This is a genomic window from Burkholderia sp. Ap-955 (assembly GCF_011753045.1).
In the GTDB taxonomy this organism is placed as follows: domain Bacteria; phylum Pseudomonadota; class Gammaproteobacteria; order Burkholderiales; family Burkholderiaceae; genus Burkholderia; species Burkholderia lata_D.
Genome location: NZ_VWWH01000013.1, coordinates 53,925 through 80,758, shown reverse-complemented (window position 1 = coordinate 80,758; position 26,834 = coordinate 53,925). Strand labels below are relative to the sequence as shown.

Sequence of the window (26,834 nt, the reverse complement as noted above, 5' to 3'; positions counted from 1 at the left end):
TTCTCCGACGTCTCGCACCGCCGTCCAGCACCGCCCGTCGTCGCCCCAGTCGACGATCGGTCAAGCCCACGCCCAACACCGCACGAGACAACCTGCCATCCCCCCGGACAAAGCCCCGGCGCTGAAAAACAAAGCCCCCACGCGGCGCACCGCCGCATGAGGGCCTATTTCCCGCCGGCTCGCGCCGCTTTTACCGCTTCTTCGCCTTCGCGGCCTTCGCCGTATCCGCGAGGATCTTCTCGACCCGCTCCACGTAGGTTTCGGTGCCGAACCGGCGCACCGCTGTCGCCCGCCCGCTCGCGACGAGCCGCTCGCGCAGCGCGCCGTCACGCTTCAACGTGGCCAGCGCATCGGCCAGCGCAGCCGCATCGCCCGGCGCGCAGAGCAGCCCGTTGTCGCCGTCCTCGATGATCTCGACGACGCCGCCCGCGCGGGCCGCGACGACCGGCCGGCGCGCGAGCATCCCCTCGACGATCACGCGCCCGAACGGCTCGGGCGTGATCGACGTGTGCGCGACGACATCGACCGCCGTCATACAGGCGGCCACGTCGCGCTGGAACCCGAGGAAATGCACGCGCCCGCCCATCCCGTGCCGTGCGACGTACTCGTGCAGCTGCGCGGCGTATTCGTCCTCGCCGAACAGCGGCGCGCCGACCAGCACCACGTGCATGTCGGGATGCCGCGCGGCGGCTTCCAGCAGCACGTGCTGCCCCTTCCAGCGTGCGAGCCGGCTGAACGAACCGACGAGCCATGCGTGCTCGGGCAACCCCAGCCGCGCGCGCAGCGCGGCCTGGCTGACGCCTTCCAGCGCATCGAACGGCTCGGCCGAAATGCCGTTGAACACGACATCGACGTGCTGCGGCGTGAAGCCCGTCAGCGTCCGGAACGCCTGCGCGGACGCATCGGAGTTCGCGATCACGCGCGTGATGCCGAGCCGCGCGCAGTACTTGATCGCCAGCAGTTGCTTGCTGCCGAAATGGTCGGTGCTGACGATGTCGCGCAGGTGCCACACAACCGGCTTGCGCGCGAGCCGCCCGGCGAGCGCGGCGACCACCATCGCGCGCTGCGTGTTCGCGTAGATCACCTCGGCACGGCGCGCGCGCCGCGCGACGTCGCGCACCAGCCGCACGAGCTGTTTCACCGCCCCGACCGACACGCCGCCCTGCTTGCGCACGCCCGCGAGCGCGCCCTGGTCGACCACGTCGACGCGCGCGCCGATCTCGTCGAGCGCCGCACGGAACGGGCCGTCGTCGAACAGCAGCACGTCGGCGTTCGCGCGCATGTGCTTCATGATCTCGAGCAGCGACAGCTCGGCGCCGCCGAGCACGCCGCTCTGGTCGAGCACGAGCGTCGCCGGGCCGCGCGCGGCCGGCATCGGCGCGATGGCCGTACCGCGCTGCGCGGTCGAGCCGGGCAGCGCGGCTTCCACATAGTCGAGAAAGCGCCGCCGGAACGTATCGGCCGAAAACCGCTCCGCGTTCGTGCGGCAGGCGGTCGGCGTGAAGCGCTGCGGCGCACGCTCGAAATCGTCGACGGCCGCGACGATCGCGTGCGGCGTCTGTTCGTCGAAAAAAAGCCCGGTCGGATTCAGGTTCGATTGCGGGTCGAGCACGGTTTCGAGCGCGCCGCCCTTGCCGTACGCGATCACCGGCGTGCCGCACGCCTGCGCCTCGACCACCGAGATCCCGAAATCCTCCTCGGCCGCGAACACGAACGCCTTCGCGCGCCGCATCCGGTCGTGCAGCACCGCGAACGGCTGGTAGCCCATGATTTCGACGTTCGGGCCGGCCTTCGCGCGGATCTTCTGCATCTCGGGGCCGTCGCCGATCACGACGAGCTTGCGCTCCGGCGTGCGCGAAAACGCTTCGACGATCAGGTCGATCTTCTTGTACGGCACCATTCGCGACGCGGTCAGGTAGAAATCCTCCTTCACCGCGTTCAGCGAGAACGCGTCGACGTCGACCGGCGGGAAGATCACCGCCGCATCGCGGTGGTAGACCTTTTTGATACGCCGCGCGATGAACGCGGAGTTCGCGACGAAGCCGTCCACCGCGTTCGCGGTGCGCGTGTCCCAGTTGCGGATGTAATGCAGGATCATCCGCGCGAGCAACGACTTCGGCCCGTGCGTGAGGTTCGACTGTTCCAGGTACTGGTGCTGCAGGTCCCACGCATAGCGGATCGGCGAATGCACGTAGCTGATGTGCACCTGGTCCGGCCCCGTCAGTACGCCCTTCGCGACCGCGTGGCTGCTGGAGATGACCAGATCGTACTCCGACACGTCGAGCTGCTCGATCGCGAGCGGCATCAGCGGCAGGTAGCTGCGGTACTTGGTGCGCGCGAACGGCAGCTTCTGGATGAACGACGTCGTCACCGGCTTGCCGCGCACGAACGCGCGATCGTCGAGAAAATCGACGAGGCTGAACAGGTCCGCGTCGGGAAAGCACGCGACGATCTGCTCGAGCACGCGCTCGGCGCCTGCATAGGTGACGAGCCAGTCGTGGACGATCGCCACGCGCAGCGCGCGCGCCGGATGGCGTGCGCTTGCGCGTTCGGCCGGCAGCGCCCGGCGCAGCGCGGTGGCGTCGCCCGCTTCGGCCACGGCCGCATCGGCGGTGGCGAGATTCAATACGGCGTGTTCCGCCAGATCGCGATTCATGCAGTTCTCCTCGCATTGAGACGGACAAACAGGTCGCGCACGAGTGCACGCAATCCCGGCGTCATCGTGAGCGACCACGCGACGTTCAGCACCAGCACGACCGCGCACATGCCGATCGACTGGACGAGCCCCGGCCACGCCTGCGCCAGGAACAGGCTCGCGAGCAGGAAGGCCAGGTGCGCGAGCATGTCGAGCACGATCGCGCGCATCCGGATCGCCGACAGGTACAGCAGCACGCCGTAGTCGACGAGCGCACGCGCCGCGACCACCACCGCCGCGCCGATCAGCCCGAAGTGGTGAATGCCGAACCACAGGCCGCCGACGAAGAACGGCATCTCGACGAGCCCGGCGAACGCCGCGCGGGCCGGGTTGACCTGCGACTGGATCAGGATCCGCGTGACGCTCGCCTGGCCGACGAGCCACACGCTGATCACCAGCACGCGGCCGACCGGCGCCGAATGCGCGGCGAGATCCGCGCCGACCCACAGCGTGAGGAACGGCGCGAGTGCGAAGATCGCGACGATGCCGACCGGCGTGAACACGCCGTTCAGGAATTCGAGCGACTGGCGCGCGAGCGTGTCCGCACGGTCGCGCCCCACCGCCGACAGGCGCGGAAACAGCGTGCGCACGAGCGCGTTCGGCAGCATGTTCAGGCGCGTGACGAGGTTCTGTGGCACCGTGTAGTAAGTGACGAACTTCGCGCCCATGCCGGCACCGAGCATCACGCGGTCGAGCGTGTCGGCGATCATGCTCGTCGTGCTCGCGATCAGCATCCAGCCGCCGAAGTTGAACAGCCCTTTCGCGGTGCCCCACTGCGGCGGATCGATGCGCCGGATCCCGAGCACCTTGATGCTCGCCTGGCCGAGCATCACCGCCGCGATCAGCCGCGCGACGACCGCCGCGGCGAGCACCGTCTGCAGGTTCGGCGCGATCCACCATGCGGCGCCGAGCGGCAGCAGCTGGAACAGGAACGTGCCGATCGTCTGGTTCGTGTTGAACACGCCGAAGCGTTCGGCGCCGTTGATCGCGCCGGCGAACACCCACGACACGTTCGCCAGCGGAATCGCGAGCGCGAGCCACGGCAGCGCGAGATACACCTCGTGCTGCATCGCTGCCGACACCTTCGTGAAGTACGCGGTGTAGACGAATGCGCCGAAATAGATCAGCAGCCCGCCCACGATGCCGGTGCCGAGGTTCAGCCAGAATGCGCTCCAGAATACGCGCGCGCTTTCGTCGGCGTTGCCGCTCGCGAGCGCCTTCGAGATGTGGTTCTGCGCGGCCATGCTCATCCCGAGATCGAGGATCCCGAAATAGCCGATCAGCGTCCACACGAGGCTGACGACGCCGTAGCGTTCGACGCCGAGCGCGTGGATATAGGCGGGCACCGTCACCAGCGACACGAAGGTCGGCAGGATCAGCCCGATGAAGTTGATCGAAACGTTCTTGAGTATGCCTTTGTCCATGCTTCTGCCTTGTGTGACGTCGCCCGTCACGGTTTCCAGCGATACATCAGCACCTTGCCGCGCGCGTCTTCCTCGACGAACACGAGGTACTCGCCGTTCTCGCGCCGGAACGCACTGATGCCGAACGGCACGTCGACCCAGCCGGAGGCCTTGCCGACCTCGGCGCCCGGGCTCATCACGCCCACTTCCTTGCCGGTTTCCTTGTCGTACACGTGGATCTTGCCGACCGGCTCCACCCCGAACAGGTAGCGGCCCTCGGCCGTGAGCCCGATCAGGTCGAAGATCGGCTTCGCGTCGAGCTGCCACGGCAGCGCGACCTGGTAACGCACGACCGGCGAGCCCGTCGACCACTTGTCGAAGCGGATCAATACACGGCCCACTTCCTTGTTGATGCCCGGCTGCGGCGGTGCGTCGGCCGTGTAGCCGGTCACGTACAGCGTGTCGGTCTGCGGCTCGTAGATCGCGCGGCGCAGCTGCGTGAACGGCTGCGGCATCGGATAGGTCGTGACCTTGTCGTACGAGTAGATCGGGTTGCCGGCCTTGTCGACGCCGCCGTACTGGAAGCGGTGGATGCCGCGCACGTCGCTGGTGCGCCAGATGTCGCCCTTCGTGTCGACCCACCAGCCCCAGCCGCCCGCTTTCGCCTTGCCCGTCGTGTTGATCTCGGCCTCGTCGGCATCGATCCGGCCGTTGCCGTTCGCGTCGCGCCACAGCCAGTCGCCGCCCGGCGGCTTGTTCGGCACCTTGTCGACCGGTCGCGCACGCCCCGCGATCAGGCCCGACGGAATCGCGACCTCGCCGTCGCGCTTCGCGTCGAAGCGGTAGATCTTCAGGTGGTCGGCGTACATGTCGGTCAGGTACAGGAACGTGCGGCCGTCGAGGCGCCGTGCGAACGGCATGCCGGGATACTGGTCCGTGTGGAACACGGGATCGTCCGGATACTTGAAGCGGTTCGACAGGAAGCCGACGTATTTCCAGTCCTGGCCCGGCGGCTTCGACAGGTCGAGTTCGAAGCGCTTGTTTCCCGTGTACACGCTGTTCGGCCGCGCCGGGTCGAGCCACGCACCGTCGACGAACAGCAGCCCCTGCACCTGCCAGCGCTGCTTACCGTCCGGCGTATAGCTTTCGAGCACCGCGCCGAGCCCGGCGCCGATCGTGTCGTGGCGTGGCCCGATGCCGTTCATCGACACATAGATGTTGCCCGCGCGGTCGACACCGACGCCCGTCAGCCCGTTGAAACGCTGCGGCCCCGGCCGGCCCGGCACCGGGCCCGCGAAGATACCGCCGCGCTCGCCGAGCGTGCCCGACGGCGCATAGCCCTTGCCGCCTTTCGAGAAGATCAGGATCTGCTGGCGCGGCCCGTTGTCCGCCACCAGCACGCGCCCTTTCGCGTCGACGGCCACGTCCACCGCATCGGTGCCTTCCGGCAGTGCGGGCGCGTCGTCGAGCTTGCGGCCGTCCGCGCGCACGTGCACGAGGTGCGCGGGTCCGTTGAGCGTATCCGTGAGCAGCCACAGCGTGCCGTCGCCCGCGAGTGCGATGCGGCCCGGCTCGTGGGCGCTCCACGTGCCCTTCTGCTGCATCGTCTCCGCGTCGTACACGTTCACCGCATCGCGCGATGGATTCGTCGCGAACAGCGTCTTGTCGTCGGCTGCAAGGCCGCCGACTTCCGCCTTCTGCTCGCCCACTTCCGAGCGCGCGGGCGCCGCGACCTCGTTCATCATCATGAAGCTCGCGGCCATCCGCGCGCGGCCGGTGTCCGCGCGGCCGCCCGGCGCGACCTGCGGCGCCGCGCGGAACGGCGCGGGCTGCTTCAGGTCGCCGATCGTGCGACGCGAGATGCCGAACCACTGCTTGCCCTTGTCCGGCCAGATGCCGGGCGACTGCAGGTGGCCGCGCTCGTTGCCGACACCGATCGCGACGTACGCGTACTTGCTGTTCACGGCGATCGCGCTGCCGCCGAGGTTGCCCCAGCCGTGCGTGCCGCCGGCGAAGCCGAGCATCTTCCCGTCCTGGTAGACGCTCGCCTCGGCCCCGCTCTCGTCCCACGGCGCATTCGTATACACCTTGCCTTCAGGCGTCACCGCGATCGCGCGGATGTCGATCTGCGTCCAGCTGCCGTCGCCATAGCCGAACGTATTGCCGATCCACGACGTCGTCGCGGGCAACACCGTTTCGGCCGGTGCCGCGCTCGTCAGCAGCGTCGCGCACACCGTCATGCCTACCAGAATCAGACGTCGCAATGCGCTTCTCCAGACTTGATGCAACAGCGACCGGGCCGCCGCAAGGACTGCCGCCGGCGCACCCTGTCGCTAAATGGGTTTCAAACGTCGCGATGCAGGTTACAAGCAAAAATAATCACAAGAAATTTGGAAATATTTGGGGATGTTTCCGCCTGAAATATCGAACCGGAACAGCGGCGAACAGGCGCTCGAAAGCGGCAATAACGACCGCCTTTCGTTTTCCGTCCTGTAGAAAATGCCGCTTTCCACCGCCTGACGGGGCTGTCCGGGTGCCGACCTTTCACCCCGCGACAGAAATAATCGGCATTTGAATATTTGTCGCCAGATAAATGACGCGCGTTTTTTTGCCGATTTCTTTTCCCTAGAATCGATTTCGATTCGATATTTCATTTAATGGCATGCATTACGTTCACGTTTACGCATCGGATGTGCGACACGCCCCGGCTCACGTCGCGCGTCGCGAAGGAGCGGCGCGATGACGGGCATCTCGCGACCGACTGACCTCACCCCGCAGCAACACGGCCGCATCGTGCAGCTCGACGGATTGCGCGCGATCGCGGTGGGCGCCGTGTTCCTGCAGCACGCGCTGAAGGCGCCGCTCTGGATGGGCGTCGACCTGTTCTTCGTGCTGAGCGGCCTGCTGATCACCGGCATCCTGCTCGATCGCAAGGCGCGCGGGCAGTCGTACTTCAGCCACTTCTACGCACGCCGCGTGCGTCGCATCCTGCCGCCGTACGTGATGCTGCTGGTGGTGTCGACGATCCTGTTCGGCGCGAGCTGGCTGCCGCACTGGCCGTGGTTCGCGTTCTTCTCGACCAACATCGGGCTGTCGCTCGGCAGCATCGGCCATGACAGCCTGAACGTGCTGTGGTCGCTCGCGGTCGAGGAGCAGTTTTATATCTTCTGGCCGTTCGTCGTGCTGTGGTGCTCGGAGCGCGCGCTGCTGTGGGTCGCCGCCGCGCTGATCGTCGCGGCCCCGGTGCTGCGCGCGATTGCGACGCCGTGGTTCGACTCGTTCTGGCCGATCTACTACCTGACGCCGTTCCGGATGGACCTGCTCGCCGCGGGTGCGCTGCTCGCGATCGTGCTGCGCCGCGACCGGCGCGCACTCGAGCCGTTCTATCCGCTCGCGATCGTCGGCGCGCTCGTGTCGCTCGCGATCCTCGGCTGGCTGCACCTGTCGTTCCCGCGCTTCCGCGCCGCGAACACGCCGCTGTCGAATGCGGCGCTCTACAGCATCTCGCTGCTGCTGTGCACGTCGATCGTCGTGATCGCCCTGCGCGGCCGCGGCCTCGTGCAGCGCGTGCTGACGAACCCGATGCTCGTCTACGTCGGCACCGTCAGCTACACCGTGTACCTGATCCACCTCAGCGTGCTGTACGCGCTGTGGCCGCTGCACCTGAACCGCTTCGTCACGGCCGCGCTGGCCCTCGCGATCACGCTCGCGTACGCGACGCTGAGCTGGTACGGCTTCGAACGGCGCCTGACGCGCGGCCCCGCACGCCGCGCGCTGCCGGCCGCCGCCGGCACGACCGCCTGAATTTCATCATCCATCGTTTCTACCAGGACAACGTCATGAGCCAAACTCGCAAGAAGGCCATCATCACCGGGATCTCGGGGCAAGACGGCGCCTACCTGACCAAGCTGCTGCTCGACAAGGGCTACGAAGTCACCGGTACCTACCGCCGCACCAGCTCGGTGAATTTCTGGCGCATCGCCGAGCTCGGCGTCGACACGCACCCGAACCTCACGCTCGTCGAGCACGACCTGACCGACGCCGGCTCGAGCCTGCGCCTGCTCGAACGCACGCAGCCCGACGAGTTGTACAACCTCGCCGCGCAGAGCTTCGTCGGCGTGTCGTTCGACCAGCCGGCGACGACCGCCGAAGTGACGGGCCTGGGTCCGCTGAACCTGCTCGAGGCGATCCGCGTCGTGAGCCCGAAGACGCGCTTCTACCAGGCGTCGACCTCCGAGATGTTCGGCAAGGTGCAGTCGATCCCGCAGACGGAAGCGACCTCGTTCTATCCGCGCAGCCCGTATGGCGTCGCGAAGCTGTACGCGCACTGGATGACGGTGAACTACCGCGAGTCGTACGGCCTGTTCGGCAGCAGCGGCATCCTGTTCAACCACGAATCGCCGCTGCGCGGCCGCGAGTTCGTCACGCGCAAGATCACCGACACCATCGCGAAGATCAAGCTCGGCAAGGCGACCCGCCTCGAGCTTGGCAACCTCGACGCGAAGCGCGACTGGGGCTTCGCACTCGAGTACGTCGAAGGCATGTGGCGCATGCTGCAGGCCGACGAACCCGATACCTATGTCCTGGCAACCAACCGCACCGAAACCGTGCGCGACTTCGTGCGGATGGCGTTCGCGGCGGCCGGTTACCAGATCGAATGGACCGGCAAGGGCGAGCAGGAACGCGGCCTCGACGCGGCGACCGGCAATGTGCTCGTGGAAGTGAATCCGAAGTTCTACCGCCCTGCCGAGGTCGACCTGCTGATCGGCTGCGCGGACAAGGCGAAAAGCAAACTCGGCTGGGAACCGAAGACGACGCTCGAACAACTTTGCCAGATGATGGTCGAAGCGGATTTGACGCGGAATCAACACCATGACACGTTCTGAAGCCGGACGCCCGTCGCGCCGTGCATTCGTCACCGGCCTGACGGGCTTCACCGGCCGCTACATGGCCGAACGCCTGCAGGCGGCCGGCTATGAGGTCTGGGGCACGGTCGCGCCCGGTACGGCACGGCCCGACGATCCGGCCTTCGCGCACTGCACGCTGTTGCCCGTCGACCTGCTCGACGCGGATGCGATGCGCGCAGCGGCCGCCGACGCGCGGCCCGATGCGGTCGTGCATCTCGCCGCCCGCGCGCACGTCGCGCAGGACGAGCCGTCGCAGACTTACGCGGTCAACATCGTCGGCACGCGCAACCTGCTGGCCGCGCTCGCGGGCCTCGACCGCCGCCCGTCGGCCGTGCTGCTCGCCAGCAGCGCGAACATCTACGGCAATTCGACGGCCGGCGTGCTCGACGAAACCGTCGCCCCGGCCCCGGCGAACGACTATGCGGTCAGCAAGCTCGCGATGGAATACGCGGCGAAGCTGTGGGCCGACCGGTTGCCGATCGTGATCGCGCGGCCGTTCAACTACACGGGTGTCGGCCAGAGCGATGCGTACCTGCTGCCGAAGCTCGTCGCCCACTACGCGCGCAGCGCACCGCGCATCTCGCTCGGCAATCTCGACGTGAGCCGCGATTTCTCCGACGTGCGCGACGTGACGGCCGCGTACCTGAAGCTGGTCGAGGCCGCGCCGGCGGGCGAGACGTTCAACGTCTGCTCCGAGCGCGCGTATTCGCTGAAGGAAGTACTGGCGATGCTGTCGCGCATCGCCGGTTACGTGATCGACGTGACGATCGATCCGCGTTTCGTGCGGCACAACGAAGTGAAAAGCCTGAGCGGGTCGCGGGACAAGCTGCGGCGCGCGGTGGGCGAGCTGCCCGTCACGCCGCTCGACGAAACGCTGCGATGGATGGTGGAGGCGATGCGCAACGACGCGCATGCGGGCGGGCATCCCGCCGGGTAAGCCGGGCGATTTGCATCGACACCAAAACGAAGGGCCGGTCGCGCAAGCGACCGGCCCTTCGTCCATGTACCACGTCAAATCACGTCAAATCACGTCACGACATGCGTGACGTGCCGCGTTCAGCCTTCCAGCCCGCGTGCGAGATCCTTGCGCAGGTCGCCCGCATCCTCCAGGCCGACCGACAAGCGGATCAACCCTTCGCTGATCCCCGCTGCCGCACGCGCTTCCGGCGTGATGCGGGCGTGCGTGGTCGTCGCCGGATGGGTGATCGTCGTGCGCGTGTCGCCGAGGTTGCCGGTGATCGAGATCAGCTTCGTGTTGTCGATCACGCGCCATGCATTCGCGCGCTGCTGCTCGGGCGTGTCGCCCTTCAGCTCGAACGACAGGATCGACCCGCCCGCCTTCTGCTGACGCTTCGCGAGTTCGTGCTGCGGGTGCGATTCGAGGCCCGGGTGAAACACGCGCGCGACGGCCGGATGCGAATCGAGCCAGCGTGCGATTTCCAGCGCGTTCGCCGATTGCTTCTCGACGCGCAGCGACAGCGTTTCCATCCCCTTCAGCAGGACCCACGCATTGAACGCCGACAGCGTCGGGCCCGCGCTGCGCACGAACGGGAACACCTTGCCCATGATGAATTCCTTCGTGCCGACCAGCGCGCCGCCGAGCACGCGGCCCTGGCCGTCGAGGAATTTCGTCGCCGAGTGCATCACGACGTCCGCGCCGAGCTTCAGCGGCTGCTGCAGCACCGGGCTGCAGAAACAGTTGTCGACGACGAACAGCGCGTTCGACGCCTTCGCGATCTTGCCGATCGCCTCGATGTCGGCGAGTTCGGTCAGCGGGTTCGACGGCGTCTCGAGGAAGAACATCTTCGTTTCCGGACGCACGGCTTCCTTCCACGCGTTCAAGTCGGTCGGGTCGACGAAGGTCGTCGTGATGCCGAACTTGCTGAAGATCTGCGAGAACATCCCGAGCGTCGAGCCGAACAGGCTGCGCGAGCTGACGAGATGGTCGCCGGCCTGCAGCGCGGCCATCACGACCGACATGATCGCGGCCATCCCCGACGCCGTCGCGATGCAGGCCTCGCCGCCCTCGAGCGCCGCGAGACGCTCCTGGAACATGGTGACGGTCGGGTTCGTGAAGCGCGAATAGGTGAAGTAGTCTTCCGAATTCGCGAAGCGCTGGGCCGCATCGGCCGCGCTCTGGAAGCAAAAGCTCGACGTGAGGAACAGCGCTTCCGAGTGCTCGTTGAAGTCGCTGCGCAGCGTGCCCGCGCGCACGGCAAGCGTGTCGAAGTTGAGGGAGTCGTCCATGTTCCGTTTTCCGTATTCGATGGTCGCGCGGGTGGCGCGAACCCAGTCAAAACCAGGGCAAAACAAAAAGCCCGCTATGCGTCGGCATCAGCGGGCTTCGGTGCGGTACGACAGCGATCGACTCGGGCCGGTTGCCACCGGCCTTCGCTTTAGCTGTTTTGGGAAGTCGCCCCGCGTCCGCAAGCTGATATCAAATCGACGCAAGGCCACATCCTATCACGCTTCGTCAAAAGCGTGCGCCGGTGTCACTCGACCGACAACTGCAGGTTCATCTGCGAGCGTTCGGTGTCGCCCGCCGTGTCGCGATCGGCCTGCGATGCCGGCGTGAGGCGCGCGCGCTCGATCGCATCGAGATACTCGGGCGTCACGGCGCCGGTGATGTAGTTGCCGTCGAAGCACGACGCCTCGAAGCGCTCGAGCTTCGGGTTGATGTCGCGCACCGCGCGGCGCAGATCGTCGACGTCCTGATAGATCAGGTGGTCGGCACCGATGATCTTCGCGACTTCTTCGTCGGTGCGGCCATGTGCGACCAGTTCGCCGCGCGTCGGCATGTCGATGCCGTACACGTTCGGGAACTTCACGGGCGGCGCCGCCGACGCGAAGATCACCGACTTCGCGCCCGCATCGCGCGCCATCTGCACGATTTCATGCGAGGTCGTGCCGCGCACGATCGAATCGTCGACGATCAGCACGTTCTTGTCCTTGAACTCGATGCTCATCGCATTGAGCTTCTGGCGCACCGACTTCTTGCGCACGGCCTGGCCCGGCATGATGAAGGTACGGCCGACGTAGCGGTTCTTGAAGAAGCCTTCGCGGTACTCGACGCCGAGCTTCGCGGCAACTTGCATCGCAGCCGGGCGCGACGAATCGGGAATCGGCATCACGACGTCGATCGGCACGTTCGGCAGTTCGCGCTTGATCTTCTCGGCGAGATAGTCGCCCATGCGCAGGCGCACGTTGTAGACCGGCACGCCGTCGAGGCACGAATCCGGACGGGCCAGATACACGTATTCGAACATGCACGGATTCAGCGTCGGGTTCTCCGCGCACTGCTGGCTGTGGAAGTTGCCGGCCTTGTCGATGAAGACCGCTTCGCCCGGCTCCAGGTCACGCACGAATTCGAAACCGATGCCTTCGACCGCCACCGACTCCGATGCAACCATCCATTCGGTGCCGTGCTCGGTTTCGAGCTTGCCGATGCACAGCGGACGGATGCCGAACGGGTCGCGGAATGCGAGCAGGCCGTAGCCGGCGATCAGCGACACGATCGCGTACGAGCCCTGCAGGCGGCGATGCACGCCCGAGACGGCCTTGAATACCGAGGCCGGATCGAGCTCGAGGCCCGTGGTCGACAGTTGCAGCTCGTGTGCGAACACGTTGAGCAGCACTTCGCTGTCGGAATTGGTGTTGATGTGCCGGCGGTCGATCCGGAACATCTCGTCCTTCAGTTGCTGCCAGTTCGTCAGGTTGCCGTTGTGCGCGAGGATGATCCCGAACGGCGCGTTCACGTAGAACGGTTGCGCCTCGGCTTCGCTCGACGCCGAGCCGGCGGTCGGGTAGCGCACCTGGCCGATGCCGTAGGTGCCGGGCAGGCTGCGCATGTTGCGCGTGCGGAACACGTCGCGCACCATGCCGTTCGCCTTGTACATGTGGAAATTGCTGCCGTCCGCCGTCGCGATGCCCGCCGCGTCCTGACCGCGATGCTGCAGCAGCAGCAGGCTGTCATAGATCAGCTGGTTGACCGGGGATTGGGAGATAACGCCTACGATGCCGCACATGGCATGTCCTTCAGAATGACAAAATCGGATACGTCCTGCCCGGCCGCGTCGTCACACGCGTACGTACTGGGCCATGCCGTCGGGCAGGAGCTGCTTCAGCTCGTGCACGCCCTGTTCGGCGAAAGGACGCAATAGCGCATTGCGCCAGAATTCCTGTTTGGGCAGTTCGGTCAGCCCCGCCGCCGCGACCAGCAGTACCACCAGCACGCAGCCGCGGACGAGCCCGAACATCATGCCCAGCGAGCGGTCGACGCCGCCCAGGCCACTCGCCTGCGCGATCCGCGACAGCAGCGCGTTCGCCACGCCGGCGACCAGCACCACGCCGATCACGACCAGCGCGAAGGCGATCACCCACTGCGTCAGCGCACCGCCCGGCCAGTTCGCCGGGATATACGGCACGACCAGTCCGACGTAGCGGCCCGCGATCACGATCGCCGCGATCCAGCCGATCAGCCCGAAAATCTCGGACACAAAGCCGCGCCACGCGCCACGCAGCGCAGACAACGCGATCACTGCCAATACAGCGTAGTCGAAAGCCGTCAGCATCGCGCGTTACTGCGTCAGACCGGCTTCGCGCACCTTCGCGATCGCGGCGGACGCCGCCGCACGATCCGCGAACGGGCCCGCACGCAACAGTGTAGCCGTGCTGCCGTCTGCCTGCTTGCGATGCTCGACATATGCGGGCACACCCGCCGATTTCAATTTGGTGGCCCACGAACGGGCCGTCGCGTCGTCCTTGAACGAACCGAGCTGCACCGCGAAACGCGCACCGGCCGGCGACGACGGCGACGAAGCGTCGCTGCTGTCCGGGCTGGCGGCGTCGGTATGCGCGACGGCCGCGGGCGCGGGTGCAGGCTTCGGCGCGGCCGGCTTCGCCACGGAGGCGGCCGGTTTCGGCGCGGGCTTCGGCGGCGTCACGCTCGCCGTGGTCGTGGTATCGGGTTTCGCGGCCGGCTTGTCGGCATCCTTCGGCGCGGGCGCCGGTGCAGCCGCAACGGCCACATCGGAAGCCGGCGGTTCGTCGTGCGCGACGCCCGCCTGTACGTCGGAGGCGTCATCGTCACGCGGTGCGACCGCCTGGTGCGCGGGCCGGTTCGGAATGTCGATGGCGATGTCGTCCGTGACCGGCTTCGGGTGCGAGTCGAGCACCATCGGCAGCACGATCACGGCGGCGACGACGAGCGCGATCGCGCCGACGAGGCGACGGCGCGCGCGTTGCTTTTCTGGAAGGGTCGGATCGAGGAGCAGTGCGTCCGATTCCGGACGCTCGGTGCGGCGCGAGCGTCGCTCGACGCGTTCAGTGCGCTCCGTGCGCACGTTCCGGGAGGTCCCGGTGCGACCGCCGCGCCGCGGGGGCGCGTCGTCGTCTTTTTTGCCGAACGAGAAAATTCCCATGAATGGCTGAGTCCGAAACTGCCCGTCAGTCAGTGTTGCTGCGATTTACGGTAGGCCAGCACGCCGGCAACCGTATGGAAACTGCCGAAAACCACGATTCTATCATTCTCGGATGCTCTTTTTAGTGCATCGCGAAACGCTTCGGCAGGCGACGTGTAACGCGTGACGCTCGAATCGGGCCCCTCCTCCACGCCAGCCTTGCGCAGCGCGGCTTCGAGCTGTTCCGCGGTGGCCGCGCGCGGCAGCGGCAGGTCGGTCACGCACCAGTGGTCGATCTCGCCCTTCAGGTGCTGCAGCACGCCGTCGATGTCCTTGTCGTGCATCGCGCCGAACACCGCGTACGTGTACGGGAAGAAGCCCATGTTGCCGAGGTTCTGCTCGAGCACGGCCGAGGCATGCGGGTTGTGCGCGACGTCGAGCACGATCGCCGGCTTGCCGGGCAGCACCTGGAAGCGCCCCGGCAGCTCGACGTTCGCGAGGCCGAGCCGGATGTCCTGCGCCGACACCGGCAGCACCGGGCGCAGCGCTTCGAGCGCGGCGAGCGCGGCCGATGCATTGATCAGCTGATTCGCGCCGCGCAGCGCCGGGTATGCAAGCGCCGGATAGCGCTTCTCACGGCCGAGGTAGCTCCACTGCTGGCGCTCCGCGCCTGCCTGCGCCTCGTAGCGGAAATCGCGGCCGACGAGCCACAGGTCGGCGCCGATCGCTTCGGCGTGGTCGATCAGCGTTTGCGGCGCGGCCGGATCGCCGCAGATCGCCGGCTTGCCTGAGCGGAAGATCCCGGCCTTCTCGAACGCGATCTTCTCGCGCGTATCGCCGAGGTATTCGGTGTGGTCGATGTCGATGCTCGTGACGATCGCGCAATCGGTATCGATGATGTTGACCGCATCGAGGCGGCCGCCGAGCCCGACTTCGAGGATCACCGCGTCGAGCCCGCGCGATGCGAACAGGTGCATGATCGCGAGCGTCGTGAATTCGAAGTACGTGAGCGACACCGGCTCGGGCAGCGACGTGCGCGCGGCTTCGACGGCCTCGAAGTGCGGCAGCAGCTCGTCATCGGTGACGTTCTGCCCGTTCACGCGCGCGCGCTCGTTGAATTCGAGCAGGTGCGGCGACGTGTGGCAGCCGACCTTGTAGCCGGCGCGCACGAGGATCGTCTCGAGGAACGCGCAGGTCGAGCCCTTGCCGTTCGTGCCGCCGACGGTGATGACGGGGCACGCGAATTCGAGCTGCAGCGCCGCCTTGACCTGCCCGATGCGGGTCAGGCCCATGTCGATGCCGACCGGGTGCGCGCGTTCGAGATGCGAAAGCCACGCGTCGAGAGTGGGAAAAGTGCTCATCGGTTCAAATCTGGATCGGGACCGCCACTACGCCAAAAAACGAAGCGCGCCGCCTGACGCTGAAGCCAGGCGACGCGCAGTGTTCACAACCTCGCGCCGGTCAGGCCAGCGCGTCGGCCGGTTGCCGCTGCAGCAGCGCGAGCAGCTGTGCGATCTCGTCGCGCAGCTTGCGGCGGTCGACGATCATGTCGATCGCGCCCGTCTTCAGCAGGAATTCGGCGCGCTGGAAGCCTTCCGGCAGCTTCTCGCGAACCGTCTGCTCGATCACGCGCGGGCCGGCGAAGCCGATCAGCGCCTTCGGTTCGGCGATCACGACGTCGCCGAGGAAGGCGAAGCTCGCCGACACGCCACCCATCGTCGGGTCGGTCAGCACCGAGATGAACGGCAGCTTGGCTTCGGCCAGCTTGGTCAGCATCGCGGTGGTTTTCGCCATCTGCATCAGCGACAGCAGGCTTTCCTGCATCCGCGCACCGCCCGAAGCGGTGAAGCAGATGAACGGCACTTGCTGTTCCAGCGCGTTCTGCGCGCCGCGTACAAAGCGCTCGCCGACCACCGAGCCCATCGAGCCGCCCATGAACGAGAACTCGAAGCAGGCCGCGACCACCGGCAGCGTGTGGATCGCACCGCCCATCACGACCATTGCGTCGGTTTCGCCCGTATCGTCCATCGCTTCCTTCAGACGATCGGGGTACTTGCGGCTGTCCTTGAACTTCAGCGTGTCGACCGGCACGATTTCCTGGCCGATCTCGTAACGGCCTTCCGGATCGAGCAGCCCGTCGAGGCGCTCACGCGCACCGATGCGCATGTGGTGATCGCACTTCGGGCACACGTGCAGGTTCGCGTCCACGTCGTTGCGATAGAGAACGGCCTCGCAGGACGGGCACTTGACCCACAGGCCTTCCGGAATGCCCTTGCGGCTTTTCGGATCGGTCTGCTTGATCTTCGGCGGCAACAGTTTGTCGAGCCAGCTCATCGTATGGTTTCCTGTTCCGTGGCGGGGCGAGCCAACCGGCCCGTTCCCGCTTCCTGTGTTGTGTTTATCGCGCCGCCTTGCCTGCGCCGTCCAGGGCGGCGCGCAGCTCGGCGATGAACGTCTTCAGCGCGGCGGCGGCACCCTCCGGCGCAGCGCTTTCGAGCAGCTGCACGAGGCGGCTGCCGATCACGACCGCGTCCGACACCTCGGCCACCGCGCGCGCCGTTTCGGCGTCGCGGATACCGAAGCCGACGCCGACCGGAACCGGCACGCGCGACTTGATGGCCGGGATTTTACCCGCAATGCTCGAAACATCCAGATTTCCTGCGCCGGTCACGCCCTTGAGCGACACGTAATACACGTAGCCGCTCGCGATCTTGCCGACGTCGGCGATGCGTTCATCGGTCGACGTGGGCGCGAGCAGGAAGATCGGATCGATCTGCGCGGCGCGCATTTTCTCGGCGAACACGCCCGCCTCTTCCGGCGGATAGTCGACGACGAGCACGCCGTCGACCCCGGCCGCCTGTGCTTCGGCCGCGAACGCGTCGACGCCCATCCGCTCGATCGGGTTCGCATAGCCCATCAGCACGACGGGGGTTTTGGGGTCGGTTTCGCGAAAGCGCTTCACGTCGGCGAGCACGCTCTTGAGCGTGACGCCACGCGCGAGGGCGCGTTCCGACGAGCGCTGGATCACGGGGCCGTCGGCCATCGGGTCCGAGAACGGCACGCCGAGTTCGATCACGTCCGCGCCGCCCTCGGCGAGCGCGTGCATGAATTCGACGGTTTTCGCGGGATCGGGGTCGCCGGCCGTGATGAACGGGATCAGGCCCTTACGGCCTTGTTCGGCGAGCGCGGCGAAGGTCTGCTGAATACGGGACATGGCAATTTTCCTAGATGCGTTCGGCGATGCGGCGGCGCGATTCACGCGCACGCCGGCACAGCGAGCGCGTTCACACGCTCGTGCGCGATCGCCCAATAGCTTTCGTTGATCTCGTAGCCGACGAAGTCGCGCCCCTGCCGTGCGCAGGCCACCGCGGTCGTGCCGCTGCCCATGAACGGATCGAGCACGCGGCCGCCCGGCGGGCAGCTTGCGAGCACCATCCGCTCGATGATTTCCAGCGGCTTCTGGGTCGGATGATCGACGCGCTCCGCGTGCTGCCGATGCAGGCGCGAGACCGACCAGACGTCCTTCGGGTTGTAGCCAATCTCCAGCCACTTGCTGCCTTCGAACAGCTTGCGCGAGCGGGCCTTCTTCGTGTCGGCGTCGTACGGGATGCGGACCGGATCGAGATCGAAGTAATACGCCCTGGAAACCGCGAAAAAGCCGATGTTGTCGTGCACCGACGTGAAACGGCGCGTCGTGCCGCCCATGCTCGGCACGCGTCGGTCCCAGATGATCTCGTTGACCATCGTGAGCTGCGTCTTCAGGAAACTGAAGATTTCCGGCGCGTACTGCCACGTGCAGAAGATGTACATCGACCCGCTCGGCTTCAGCTTCGGAATCGCGAGCTCGAGCCACTCGCGCGTCCACGCGAGAAAGTCGTCGCCCGAACGCTTGTCCGAGTCGTTGCCGTAGTCCTTGCCGAGCCCGTACGGCGGATCGGCGACGATCAGGTCGATCGACGCGTCCGGCAGGTGCGCGGCATGAGTCAGGAAATCGCGGTTATGCAGTTCGATACCGGACGGCAGCGCGCGCGGCACGGCAGCGGCGGGCTGAACCGCCCCCGCCTCGCTCGCGGCACCGCCGCCCGGTTCTTCGATCAGGTCACGCATCGGTCGGGGTCAGAGCTCGATGCCCGATCGCTCGGCGACCGTGTGCATGTCCTTGTCGCCACGGCCCGACAGGTTGACGAGCAGGATCTTGTCCTTCGGCAACGTCGGCGCGAGCTTCACGCCATACGCGATCGCGTGGCTCGACTCGAGCGCGGGAATGATCCCCTCGATCCGGCAACAGTCGTGGAATGCCTTCAGCGCTTCCTCGTCGGTGATGCCGACGTATTGCGCACGGCCGCTGTCCTTCAGCCACGCGTGCTCGGGGCCGACGCCCGGATAGTCGAGGCCCGCCGACACCGAATGCGTCTCGATGATCTGGCCGTTGTCGTCCTGCAGCAGGTAGGTACGGTTGCCGTGCAGCACGCCCGGGCTACCGGCGATCAGCGACGCCGCGTGATGGCCCGTGTCGAGGCCGTCGCCGGCTGCTTCGACGCCGATCAATTGCACCGAGGTATCGTCGATGTACGGGTAGAAGATGCCCATCGCGTTCGAACCGCCGCCCACGCAGGCGATCACCGCGTCAGGCTGCCGGCCTGCGAGCTCGGGCATCTGCACCTTGCACTCGTCGCCGATCACGCGCTGGAAGTCGCGCACCATCATCGGGTACGGGTGCGGGCCCGCGACCGTGCCGATGATGTAGAACGTGCTCTCGATGTTCGTGACCCAGTCGCGCATCGCTTCGTTCAGCGCGTCCTTCAACGTGCGCGAACCCGATTCGACCGGCACGACCGTCGCGCCGAGCAGCTTCATCCGGTAGACGTTCGCGGCCTGGCGGCGCACGTCTTCCGAACCCATGTAGACGACGCACTCCATCCCGAAGCGCGCGCAGATCGTCGCGGTCGCGACGCCGTGCTGGCCGGCGCCCGTCTCGGCGATCACGCGCTTCTTGCCCATGCGCTTCGCGAGCAGCGCCTGGCCGATCACGTTGTTGATCTTGTGCGCGCCGGTGTGGTTCAGGTCTTCGCGCTTCAGGTAGATCTGTGCGCCGCCGAGCGTCTCGCTCCAGCGCTGCGCGTGATAGATCGGCGACGGGCGGCCGACGAAATGCTTCAGCTCGCGCTCGAATTCGGCGACGAACTCGGGATCGTTCTGGAATTTTTCATATGCCGCGCGCAGTTCGTCCAGCGCGTGAATCAGCGTCTCGGCGACGAACGTGCCGCCATACGGGCCGAAATGGCCGCGATCATCAGGAAGGTTGTACATGGTGTCTCTCTCGATCGGTCGGCGCGCCCCGCTTTCGGAGCCGCACCGGCTTGCATCACCCGGCGTCCGCTTCGCGCACCGCGCGTACGAACGCCGCCATCCGGGCGTGATCCTTCACGCCCTTCGCGCCCTCCACTTCGATGCCACTCGAGACATCGACAGCAAACGGGCGCAACTGGCGAATCGCATCACCGACGTTTTGCGCGCTCAAGCCACCACTCAAAACGGCCCGATGCGCGAGCTCTGCGGGAATAAGAGACCAATCGAAGACCTTGCCGCTACCACCGTAATCCGGCACCAGGGTGTCGAACAGGAGGCCGCGCGCTTTCGAATAATGAAGCCCCGATTCTACCAAATCGGCCGATTGCGTCGAGGGGCCCACGCGCACCGCGCGCAACCACGGCAGGCGTGCCGCGCGGCCAAGTGCGTCGCACTGCTCGGGCGTCTCGTCGCCATGGAACTGCAGCAGCGTGAGCGGCACGTCGCGCACGACGGCCTCGATCTCGGCCTCGGTCGCATTCACGAACAGCCCGACCACCGACACGAACGGCGGCGCGAGGCGCGCCAGCTCTGCCGCCTGCGCGATCGACACCGCGCGCGGGCTCTTCGGATAGAACACGAGGCCGATCGCGTCGGCGCCGAGCGCCGCCGCGTGCAGCACGTCCTCGGGACGCGACAGCCCGCACAGCTTGATGCGGGTGCGCGGCGGCAGGACGGCCGCGGCGGGAATCGAGGAAGACACGGCGTGATCCGTCATGATTGCGGGTCCAGATCGGCCCAGACGCTGCTCCACGGCACACTGCCGAGCTGCGCGGGCGGGACGGCGAATTCCGCCGGGTAGCCGACGTGGGCGAGGTACAGCCCGTCGGCCATGAACGTGGGCGCTGCAAGCTTGCGGTCGCGCCCGGCCAGCACGTCGGCGAGCCAGTCGGCCGGATAGCGGCCGCGACCGACCGCGACGAGGCAGCCCATCAGGTTGCGCACCATGTGGTGCAGGAACGCGTTGGCGCGGAAGCGGAAATGGATGAAATGGCCCACGCGCCGCACGTCGATCTGATACAGGTGTTTGACCGGCGTCTTCGACTGGCATTCCGACGACCGGAATGACGAGAAGTCATGCTCGCCGATCAGGTGCGCGGCGGCGGCGCGCATCGCGTCGTCGTCGAGCGGCGTATGGATCCAGCCCGCGCGCCCCGCCAGCATCGGCGAGCGTACGGGATGCACGTACAGCGTGTAGTAATAGGTGCGCTCGAACGCCGAGAAGCGCGCGTGGAACGTGTCCGGCATCGGCTTCGCCCATTGCACCGCCACGGTCGGCGGCAGGAACGCGTTGGTGCCGCGCACCCACGAGAAAACCTCGCGATCGAGGTCGGTATCGAAGTGCACGACCTGCCCGAGCCCGTGCACACCCGTGTCGGTCCGCCCGGCCACCGTCGTATGCAGCGGCACACGCGCGAACTCGGCCAGTGCGTGCTCGAGCCGATCCTGCACGGTCTTGCCGTGCGGCTGCGCCTGCCAGCCGCAGAACGCCGCGCCGTCGTACTGAATGCCGAGCGCGATCCGCATCACGCCTCGTCCGCCAGTTTCGCGAGCAGCGCGCGCGCATCGTCGCGCGTCGCGGCGTCGTTCGCGTCGACCACTTCCTGCAGCAGCGTCCGCGCACCGGACAGGTCGCCCAGCTCGACGTACTCCGACGCGAGATCGAGCTTGTTGCGCGCGATGCGGGCAAGCTCGTCCGGCGTCAGCGCCGGCAACGCGGCGCCCGGTGCGGCCGGCAGGTCGAGATCGAAATCGAGCTTCAGCGCGCCGAACTGCGCGCCGCCAAGCGGCGGCAGCGACGACGTCGCGAACGGGCTGCCCGCCTGGCTCGCCGGCGTCGCTGCGTCCGGATCCCAATCGAACTCGTCGTCCTGGTCGGCCGGATGTTCCCGGGCTGGATCGATCGCGCCAATCGGGAGGGGCTGGGCGGCTTGACCGTTAGTTGCGATTTTATCGGTGTCGGACTGCCCTGCTTGCGCTGCCGGCTCATCCGCCCCCAGCGACGACTCGTCCGGCGTGCGCGGCGGCAGCGGCATGTCGAGGCTGCTGAGCGCGCTGATCGCGTTCTGCATCAGCGCCGCGTGCTGCGCTTCGGTGGCCGCGGGTGCGGCCGGCGTCTCGACCGGCATCGCTCCCCGTGCCTCCACCGACGTCTCGATTGGCGTCTCTGACGACGTTTCGGCCGGCTTTTCGGCTGCGACCTTTTCGATCGGCTCGGCATCGTGCGAAACCGGAGCCGTCTCGCTCGCAGGCTGCACCGCCGCGTGCGCGGTCGGCAATTCGGGCTGCTCGACATGCGCCGTTGCCACGTCCGGCGCCGGCGATACGTCCGTATCCGGCGTCTCGACCGGCTCCGCCGCTGCGGCAGTCGCCGCAGCAAGGCTCAGGTCGGAAGCGGCATCACGCGCGACCGGCATCTCGGGCCGAATCGGCAAGTCAGGTTCGACAGCAGGCGCGGCTTCGGCTTGCGCAGCGGCAGCCGCAGTCGCGACACCGCCCGCTGCCGTAGCGGTAGCCACTGTGTCTATACCCGCATCGTCGGTGCGTCGGCTCTTCCTGCGCTTGCGCCACGCGAACCCTGCCGCGAGGACGATCACGGCCGCACCAGCCACCGCGGCCGGACGCCAGTCGATCTGCTCGTTGCTGCGTGCAGGCGCCACCACTGGCGCGACCGGTTGCGCGGGCGCCGATACCGATGCCGGCTGCACCGCGCTGGCAGCAACGCCGGACGCCGCTTCGCCTGTCGTCGACGCGGCTGCGGACGCGCCTGCATCGTTCGCGGCCGGACGCGGCGCGACAGGTGCCGGCACCGGAGCCGGCTTGACCTCGTTCGTCGTGGCCGGCTTGCCGATACCGTGCTTCTGCAATTCCATCAGCACGCGGTTCTTCAGCGCCAGCAGTTGCTGCAGGCTCGACGGCCGCGGCTGCGACGCGCCTGTGACCGGTGCCGCGCCAGCCGGTTCGTTCATGCCCGGAACCTGGCTGCCCGACGCAGACGGGATCACGGCACCGCTCGCGGACGACGGCACCGACTGGATCGTGCCGCTCCATACATGCGGACCGCTTGCCCCGGCAACGGGTGCCGCCGGCTGCATGCTTTCGACAGCCGATGCGCCGTGGGCAGCCGAAGCACCGACCGATGCCGACGCGCCGGCGGCCGTCGCGACGCTCGCCCCGCTGACAGGCGCCGCATGCACGGCCGGCGCCACCGGCGCGGATTGCACGGTCGACCCCGGGTGCGGTGCGGACGCACCATGCTGCGCGACTGCCGTGCCGCCCGATGCGGCGGCGGGTGCGGACGCTGCTGCTGCACCGGACGCTGCGGATGCAGCGGATGCACCGGCCGGCACGAGTGCCGCGCCTGTCGCGTCGAGCGCCGGCACGGTCAGCGTCGCGCCGACTTTCAGGCGGCTCGCGTCGTGCTTCATGAACGCCTGCGGATTGGCGTCGAACAGCGCGCGGCCGGCGCGCGCGAGCACCCCGGGATCGCGCGACTGCGTGGCCGCTTTCGCGATGTCGTTCAGCGACTGGCCCGGCTGGACCGTCACGGTAAGCGGCACTGCGCCGTCGGCAGCGGACGCCGGCAGTTCGCCGGTGCCGGCCGCCCAGGCCGATGCGGTTGCGCCGAGCGCCAGGATCGCCAGCGCGCCACGCACGGCGCGCGACAGACGGGACTGACGCGGAAACAAGGAAATTCGGGACATCGTTGGCTCTATCGCCGCGCGCGGGCGCGGCTCGGATTCGCGGTTGAAGGCGTCAATAAAGTTGCCGCAGAAATGCAAAAGCGTCGCGTGGAACGCGACGCTTTCGGCGGCTCTGTGCGTCGTAACCGCGTAGTTTACTTCACGTGATCAGGTTCGGGCCGAATTCATCGCCGACAGGTGCAACCGATCGCGCGCACGCGTCGGCGCGTCCCGCGATCGGGCCGCGTGGATGTCCGGTTGCGCACGCTGCGACCCGCGCCCGCGATCGACCGGAGGCGCGCCTCTCTCGGATGAAAAACCGTCCGGCCGCATCGCTTGCCGAACGCATCCCACATGCCTTTGCTCTCTCAACTGTGCGGTTCGCACACCCCGGGCCCGACACAGAACCACGACCGGAAAATCAGGTACGTTTGCTCAATAATTCGCGCTGCCCGCCGTTAATGGATTAACAAGCGCCAATCAAAATAAATCCATCCGGCCATTACCTTATTCCAATAAATTTCAATTGATCGATAAGAGGCCAATTCCCCTCTCTGATCGACGAATTGAGCATTCCCACCGCAAAGCCCCCGTCCCACAAGGCTTCCCAGCCTCACCTCCGCCTCATTGCTCATACGAAATCAAACATTTCGACAGCAATTCAATTTCATTACACAAAATTACACAGATCGAATAATTGCCGTCGTTAGGATCGTCCTCAAACAAGAATCGGCGCAGTTCGACCATCGCGCTCGCACCCGCCATAAAAACGGGAACGCGGTCGGCCGGGCCGACGCCGTGAGGTGCCAGGGAGGCATCGCGCAGTCGCACGACTGCATTTACTCACCAGCTCGTTACGGGGATCGAACATGGGCTATCAACAGGGTTTGAGCGGGTTGGCCGGCGCGGCGAACCATCTCGACGTGATCGGCAACAACATCGCGAACGCAAACACGGTTGGCTTCAAGCAGGGTCGCGCGAACTTCGCCGACATGTATGCGAATTCGGTCGCGACGTCGACCAACACGCAGATCGGCATCGGCACGCGGCTCACGTCGGTGCAGCAACAATTCGGCCAGGGGACGATCAACACGACGAAGTCGTCGCTCGACATCGCGATCAACGGCAACGGCTTCTTCCAGATGTCGAACAACGGCGTGACGACGTACTCGCGTGACGGCGTATTCCACCGCGACAAGAGCGGCGCCATCGTCGACGCGCAGAACCGCAACCTGATGGGCTACGCGGCAGGCCCGGGCGGCGCGATCAACACTGCGGCGACCGTGCCGCTGCAAGCGCCGACAAGCAACATCGCACCGCAGGCGACGACGAAGATCACCGGCCAGTTTAACCTGAACTCGCAGGACAAGGTGCCGACCAAGACGCCGTTCAACGCGGGCGACAGCACCACGTACAACTACAATTCGTCGATCCAGGTGTACGACACGCTCGGCGGCGCGCAACAGGTGTCGATGTATTTCACGAAGAACGCGGCAGGTACCTGGCAGGCCTACGCGGGCGTGCAGGGCCAGACGCCGACGCATCTCGGCACCGTCACGTTCGACGCATCGGGCCGGATCAGCTCGACGACGTCGGCCGCAACCGGCCAGCCGACGCCGAGCCTCGGCCAGTTCGCGTTCTCGATCCCCAACGCGTCGGGCGGCGCCAATCCGCAAAACCTGACGCTCGACCTGACCGGCACGACGCAGTTCGGCGGGAAAAGCGGCGTGAACAACCTCGCACAGGATGGTTTCGCGAGCGGCACGCTGACGACGTTCTCGATCGGCACCGACGGCAAGCTCACCGGCAATTACTCGAACGGCCAGAGCGCCGTGCTCGGCCTGATCGCGCTCGCGAACTTCAACAACCCGAACGGGCTCGAGAACATCGGCGGCAACCAGTACGTGGAAACCGCCGCGTCGGGCGTGCCGCAGATCTCCGCGCCGGGCAGCACGAACCACGGCACGCTGCAGGGGAGCGCGCTGGAAAACTCGAACGTCAACCTGACGACCGAGCTCGTGAACCTGATCAAGGCGCAGCGCGATTACCAGGCGAACGCGCAGACGATCAAGGCGCAGCAGGCCGTCGACCAGACGCTCCTGAACATGCGCTGACCCGCACATGAAAAACGCGCCGCGCCAGCCTTGATATCGTCAAGGCCGACGCGGCGCGCAATCTTGTGCACCGCGGCCCGCATATCGCGGGCCGGACACGCAACTTACTTGTCGAGCAGGATGCGCAGCATGCGGCGCAGCGGCTCGGCGGCACCCCACAGCAGCTGGTCGCCGACCGTGAACGCCGACAGGTATTCACCGCCCATCGCGAGCTTGCGCAGGCGGCCGACCGGCACCGTCAGCGTGCCCGTGACGTTCGCCGGCGACAGGTCGCGCATCGACGCTTCACGCTCGTTCGGCACGACCTTCACCCAGTCGTTCGCCGATGCGAGGATGCCGTTGATCTCGTCGAGCGGCACGTCCTTGTTCAGCTTGATCGTCAGCGCCTGCGAGTGGCAGCGCATTGCGCCGATCCGCACGCACAGGCCATCGACCGGGATCGAACCCGGCTCGCCCATGGCCGGCTTGCCGAGGATCTTGTTGGTTTCCGCGCCGCCCTTCCACTCTTCCTTCGACATCCCGTTGCCGAGATCCTTGTCGATCCACGGAATCAGCGAACCGGCGAGCGGCACGCCGAAGTTGCTCGTCGGCATCGCATCGCTGTTCATCGCGGCCAGCACGCGGCGGTCGATGTCGAGGATCGCGGAAGCCGGATCGGCGAGCTGCTCCTTCACCGCGCCGTTCAGCGTGCCCATCTGCGCCAGCAGCTCGCGCATGTTCTGCGCGCCCGCGCCGGATGCGGCCTGGTAGGTCATCGCCGTCATCCAGTCGACGAGGTTCTCGCGGAACAGGCCGCCGAGTGCCATCAGCATCAGGCTGACCGTGCAGTTGCCGCCGATGAAGTTCTTCTGGCCCTTGACGAGCGCATCCTTGATCACATCGAGGTTGACCGGATCGAGGATGATGACCGCGTCGTCCTTCATCCGCAGCGACGATGCCGCATCGATCCAGTAGCCGTTCCAGCCGGCCGCGCGCAGCTTCGGGAACACGTCGTTCGTGTAGTCGCCGCCCTGGCACGTGATGATCACGTCGCACTTCTTCAGCTCGTCGACGTTGGTCGCGTCCTTGAGCGTAGTCTCGTTTTTCGCGAACGACGGCGCTTTGCCGCCCGTGTTGCTGGTGCTGAAAAACACCGGTTCGATCAGGTCGAAATCGCCCTCTTCCTGCATGCGCTGCATCAGGACGCTGCCGACCATGCCGCGCCAACCTACGAGACCTACGTTCATGACTAACCCTTTGATGGAGCTTCCCCGCCATTTCCGTCCCCGGTGTGACCGCGCGGGG

The 26,834-nt window shown here is 66.7% G+C and carries 21 protein-coding genes; 4 read left to right on the top strand and 17 right to left on the bottom strand.

Annotated features, from left to right (window positions below):
- Positions 1 to 190: 190 nt before the first annotated feature.
- From F3J15_RS10480 to F3J15_RS10470, 3 genes are read right to left on the bottom strand one after another with little or no spacing between them, the layout of a single operon-like run.
- On the bottom strand, positions 191 to 2,656 hold the full coding sequence (locus tag F3J15_RS10480; protein WP_166890511.1) for a glycosyltransferase family 4 protein: 2,466 nt from the start codon (positions 2,654 to 2,656) through the stop codon (positions 191 to 193).
- Entirely contained in the window at positions 2,653 to 4,119 is a 1,467-nt protein-coding gene (locus F3J15_RS10475) for a flippase (protein ID WP_166890508.1), read from the bottom strand. Before F3J15_RS10475 ends, F3J15_RS10480 begins: the two co-directional genes overlap by 4 nt.
- A gap of 26 nt (positions 4,120 to 4,145) precedes the next feature.
- Positions 4,146 to 6,338, bottom strand: a complete 2,193-nt coding sequence (locus tag F3J15_RS10470) for a hypothetical protein (protein WP_166890594.1) — start codon at positions 6,336 to 6,338, stop codon at positions 4,146 to 4,148.
- Positions 6,339 to 6,837: 499 nt separating this feature from the next.
- Here F3J15_RS10470 and F3J15_RS10465 point away from each other — a divergent pair, with 499 nt between their 5' ends.
- The 3 genes from F3J15_RS10465 to F3J15_RS10455 are packed head-to-tail and all read left to right on the top strand — an operon-like array spanning position 6,838 to position 9,942.
- The gene (locus F3J15_RS10465; RefSeq protein WP_166890506.1) at positions 6,838 to 7,902 is read left to right on the top strand and encodes an acyltransferase; all 1,065 of its coding nucleotides are present in this window, start codon (positions 6,838 to 6,840) and stop codon (positions 7,900 to 7,902) included.
- 35 nt (positions 7,903 to 7,937) lie between these two features.
- The gene (gene gmd, locus F3J15_RS10460; protein WP_069251160.1) at positions 7,938 to 8,984 is read left to right on the top strand and encodes a GDP-mannose 4,6-dehydratase; all 1,047 of its coding nucleotides are present in this window, start codon (positions 7,938 to 7,940) and stop codon (positions 8,982 to 8,984) included.
- Positions 8,971 to 9,942 (top strand): NAD-dependent epimerase/dehydratase family protein, encoded by a 972-nt coding sequence (locus F3J15_RS10455; protein ID WP_166890503.1) that lies wholly within the window; start codon positions 8,971 to 8,973, stop codon positions 9,940 to 9,942. Before gmd ends, F3J15_RS10455 begins: the two co-directional genes overlap by 14 nt.
- 119 nt (positions 9,943 to 10,061) lie before the next feature.
- Here F3J15_RS10455 and F3J15_RS10450 read toward each other — a convergent pair whose 3' ends face one another.
- From F3J15_RS10450 to F3J15_RS10390, 13 genes are all read right to left on the bottom strand, one after another.
- Positions 10,062 to 11,252: an O-succinylhomoserine sulfhydrylase gene (locus tag F3J15_RS10450; RefSeq protein ID WP_166890500.1), complete on the bottom strand. Its 1,191-nt coding sequence runs from the start codon at positions 11,250 to 11,252 to the stop codon at positions 10,062 to 10,064.
- A gap of 245 nt (positions 11,253 to 11,497) precedes the next feature.
- Positions 11,498 to 13,030, bottom strand: coding sequence for an amidophosphoribosyltransferase (gene purF, locus F3J15_RS10445; protein WP_166890497.1), 1,533 nt, complete (start codon positions 13,028 to 13,030; stop codon positions 11,498 to 11,500).
- A gap of 51 nt (positions 13,031 to 13,081) precedes the next feature.
- Positions 13,082 to 13,576: a CvpA family protein gene (locus F3J15_RS10440; RefSeq protein WP_069251156.1), complete on the bottom strand. Its 495-nt coding sequence runs from the start codon at positions 13,574 to 13,576 to the stop codon at positions 13,082 to 13,084.
- 6 nt (positions 13,577 to 13,582) lie between these two features.
- On the bottom strand, positions 13,583 to 14,425 hold the full coding sequence (locus F3J15_RS10435; protein WP_069251155.1) for an SPOR domain-containing protein: 843 nt from the start codon (positions 14,423 to 14,425) through the stop codon (positions 13,583 to 13,585).
- A gap of 29 nt (positions 14,426 to 14,454) precedes the next feature.
- Positions 14,455 to 15,765, bottom strand: a complete 1,311-nt coding sequence (gene folC, locus F3J15_RS10430) for a bifunctional tetrahydrofolate synthase/dihydrofolate synthase (RefSeq protein ID WP_089486192.1) — start codon at positions 15,763 to 15,765, stop codon at positions 14,455 to 14,457.
- A 100-nt stretch (positions 15,766 to 15,865) separates the two neighbouring features.
- Entirely contained in the window at positions 15,866 to 16,738 is an 873-nt protein-coding gene (accD, locus tag F3J15_RS10425; protein WP_069251153.1) for an acetyl-CoA carboxylase, carboxyltransferase subunit beta, read from the bottom strand.
- A gap of 64 nt (positions 16,739 to 16,802) precedes the next feature.
- Positions 16,803 to 17,618 carry a tryptophan synthase subunit alpha gene (gene trpA / locus F3J15_RS10420; RefSeq protein ID WP_089442926.1) on the bottom strand — a complete coding sequence of 272 codons (816 nt, stop codon included), beginning with the start codon at positions 17,616 to 17,618 and terminating at the stop codon, positions 16,803 to 16,805.
- Positions 17,619 to 17,659: 41 nt separating this feature from the next.
- The gene (locus F3J15_RS10415) at positions 17,660 to 18,511 is read right to left on the bottom strand and encodes a site-specific DNA-methyltransferase (protein ID WP_166890494.1); all 852 of its coding nucleotides are present in this window, start codon (positions 18,509 to 18,511) and stop codon (positions 17,660 to 17,662) included.
- Between the two features lie 9 nt (positions 18,512 to 18,520).
- Positions 18,521 to 19,714, bottom strand: a complete 1,194-nt coding sequence (gene trpB / locus F3J15_RS10410) for a tryptophan synthase subunit beta (RefSeq protein ID WP_166890491.1) — start codon at positions 19,712 to 19,714, stop codon at positions 18,521 to 18,523.
- 55 nt (positions 19,715 to 19,769) lie between these two features.
- Positions 19,770 to 20,471, bottom strand: coding sequence for a phosphoribosylanthranilate isomerase (locus F3J15_RS10405; protein WP_166890487.1), 702 nt, complete (start codon positions 20,469 to 20,471; stop codon positions 19,770 to 19,772).
- Complete coding sequence (gene truA, locus F3J15_RS10400; protein ID WP_039358302.1) at positions 20,468 to 21,280, bottom strand: tRNA pseudouridine(38-40) synthase TruA; 813 nt, start codon at positions 21,278 to 21,280, stop codon at positions 20,468 to 20,470. The genes F3J15_RS10405 and truA overlap by 4 nt, the downstream gene beginning before the upstream one ends.
- Positions 21,280 to 23,457, bottom strand: coding sequence for a FimV/HubP family polar landmark protein (locus F3J15_RS10395; RefSeq protein ID WP_166890484.1), 2,178 nt, complete (start codon positions 23,455 to 23,457; stop codon positions 21,280 to 21,282). The genes truA and F3J15_RS10395 overlap by 1 nt, the downstream gene beginning before the upstream one ends.
- Positions 23,458 to 24,060: 603 nt before the next feature.
- The gene (locus F3J15_RS10390) at positions 24,061 to 24,267 is read right to left on the bottom strand and encodes a hypothetical protein (protein ID WP_156814624.1); all 207 of its coding nucleotides are present in this window, start codon (positions 24,265 to 24,267) and stop codon (positions 24,061 to 24,063) included.
- A 38-nt stretch (positions 24,268 to 24,305) separates the two neighbouring features.
- Here F3J15_RS10390 and flgE point away from each other — a divergent pair, with 38 nt between their 5' ends.
- Entirely contained in the window at positions 24,306 to 25,550 is a 1,245-nt protein-coding gene (flgE, locus tag F3J15_RS10385) for a flagellar hook protein FlgE (protein WP_166890481.1), read from the top strand.
- Positions 25,551 to 25,654: 104 nt separating this feature from the next.
- Here flgE and asd read toward each other — a convergent pair whose 3' ends face one another.
- Complete coding sequence (gene asd, locus F3J15_RS10380; protein WP_089447393.1) at positions 25,655 to 26,776, bottom strand: aspartate-semialdehyde dehydrogenase; 1,122 nt, start codon at positions 26,774 to 26,776, stop codon at positions 25,655 to 25,657.
- Positions 26,777 to 26,834 lie beyond the last annotated feature (58 nt).

What these genes read in the sequence shown, in the direction of transcription:
- purF (WP_166890497.1), bottom strand. Translation starts at nt 13,030, where the DNA reads ATGTGCGGCATCGTAGGCGTTATCTCCCAATCCCCGGTCAACCAGCTG.
- folC (WP_089486192.1), bottom strand. Translation starts at nt 15,765, where the DNA reads ATGAGCACTTTTCCCACTCTCGACGCGTGGCTTTCGCATCTCGAACGC.
- F3J15_RS10395 (WP_166890484.1), bottom strand. Translation starts at nt 23,457, where the DNA reads ATGTCCCGAATTTCCTTGTTTCCGCGTCAGTCCCGTCTGTCGCGCGCC.
- F3J15_RS10415 (WP_166890494.1), bottom strand. Translation starts at nt 18,511, where the DNA reads ATGCGTGACCTGATCGAAGAACCGGGCGGCGGTGCCGCGAGCGAGGCG.
- trpA (WP_089442926.1), bottom strand. Translation starts at nt 17,618, where the DNA reads ATGTCCCGTATTCAGCAGACCTTCGCCGCGCTCGCCGAACAAGGCCGT.
- trpB (WP_166890491.1), bottom strand. Translation starts at nt 19,714, where the DNA reads ATGTACAACCTTCCTGATGATCGCGGCCATTTCGGCCCGTATGGCGGC.
- F3J15_RS10455 (WP_166890503.1), top strand. Translation starts at nt 8,971, where the DNA reads ATGACACGTTCTGAAGCCGGACGCCCGTCGCGCCGTGCATTCGTCACC.
- F3J15_RS10435 (WP_069251155.1), bottom strand. Translation starts at nt 14,425, where the DNA reads ATGGGAATTTTCTCGTTCGGCAAAAAAGACGACGACGCGCCCCCGCGG.
- F3J15_RS10480 (WP_166890511.1), bottom strand. Translation starts at nt 2,656, where the DNA reads ATGAATCGCGATCTGGCGGAACACGCCGTATTGAATCTCGCCACCGCC.
- F3J15_RS10465 (WP_166890506.1), top strand. Translation starts at nt 6,838, where the DNA reads ATGACGGGCATCTCGCGACCGACTGACCTCACCCCGCAGCAACACGGC.
- F3J15_RS10450 (WP_166890500.1), bottom strand. Translation starts at nt 11,252, where the DNA reads ATGGACGACTCCCTCAACTTCGACACGCTTGCCGTGCGCGCGGGCACG.
- F3J15_RS10405 (WP_166890487.1), bottom strand. Translation starts at nt 20,471, where the DNA reads ATGACGGATCACGCCGTGTCTTCCTCGATTCCCGCCGCGGCCGTCCTG.
- flgE (WP_166890481.1), top strand. Translation starts at nt 24,306, where the DNA reads ATGGGCTATCAACAGGGTTTGAGCGGGTTGGCCGGCGCGGCGAACCAT.
- F3J15_RS10470 (WP_166890594.1), bottom strand. Translation starts at nt 6,338, where the DNA reads ATGACGGTGTGCGCGACGCTGCTGACGAGCGCGGCACCGGCCGAAACG.
- gmd (WP_069251160.1), top strand. Translation starts at nt 7,938, where the DNA reads ATGAGCCAAACTCGCAAGAAGGCCATCATCACCGGGATCTCGGGGCAA.
- truA (WP_039358302.1), bottom strand. Translation starts at nt 21,280, where the DNA reads ATGCGGATCGCGCTCGGCATTCAGTACGACGGCGCGGCGTTCTGCGGC.
- F3J15_RS10440 (WP_069251156.1), bottom strand. Translation starts at nt 13,576, where the DNA reads ATGCTGACGGCTTTCGACTACGCTGTATTGGCAGTGATCGCGTTGTCT.
- asd (WP_089447393.1), bottom strand. Translation starts at nt 26,776, where the DNA reads ATGAACGTAGGTCTCGTAGGTTGGCGCGGCATGGTCGGCAGCGTCCTG.
- F3J15_RS10475 (WP_166890508.1), bottom strand. Translation starts at nt 4,119, where the DNA reads ATGGACAAAGGCATACTCAAGAACGTTTCGATCAACTTCATCGGGCTG.
- accD (WP_069251153.1), bottom strand. Translation starts at nt 16,738, where the DNA reads ATGAGCTGGCTCGACAAACTGTTGCCGCCGAAGATCAAGCAGACCGAT.